Source organism: Coprococcus sp. AF102-57 (genome assembly GCF_027686195.1).
Taxonomy (GTDB): domain Bacteria; phylum Bacillota; class Clostridia; order Lachnospirales; family Lachnospiraceae; genus Allocoprococcus; species Allocoprococcus comes.
The window spans coordinates 1-618 of sequence record NZ_JAQCSY010000060.1; the positions used below are offsets into that span (position 1 = coordinate 1).

Consider the following 618-nt stretch of genomic DNA (forward strand, 5'->3'; position numbering starts at 1 on the left):
CTATCTCACGAGCCTTTCAGCCGGGGTGCAAGTTTGAAATCATGCTCTGTCTGGTCGGAGGTCAGGGGGCTGGCAAGTCCACCTTCTTCCGTCTGCTGGCAGTCCGGGACGAGTGGTTCTCCGATGATTTGCGGAAGCTGGACGATGACAATGTGTACCGTAAGCTGCAAGGTCACTGGATTATCGAAATGTCGGAAATGATGGCAACCGCCAACGCCAAGAGCATTGAGGAAATCAAGTCATTTTTAAGCCGGCAGAAAGAGGTTTACAAGATACCCTATGAAACCCACCCGGCAGACCGCCCCCGTCAGTGCGTGTTTGGCGGCACTTCCAATGCCCTTGACTTCCTGCCCCTTGACCGTTCCGGCAACCGCCGTTTTATCCCGGTCATGGTGTACCCGGAGCAGGCGGAGGTTCACATTTTGGAGGACGAAGCTGCTTCCAGAGCCTATATCGAGCAGATGTGGGCAGAAGCGATGGAGATTTACCGAAGCGGCAGGTTCAAGCTGGCTTTCAGCCCCACCATGCAGCGGTATCTCAAAGAACACCAGCGGGATTTTATGCCGGAGGACACCAAAGCCGGAATGATACAGGCGTATCTTGATAAGTACACCGGGA

Annotated in this window: 1 protein-coding gene; it reads left to right on the forward strand. The window is 54.4% G+C overall.

What is annotated here, in order from left to right; all coding sequences use genetic code 11:
* A partial coding sequence (locus PGZ10_RS16570; protein WP_270541910.1) for a virulence-associated E family protein occupies positions 1-618 on the forward strand: 618 nt, incomplete at both ends.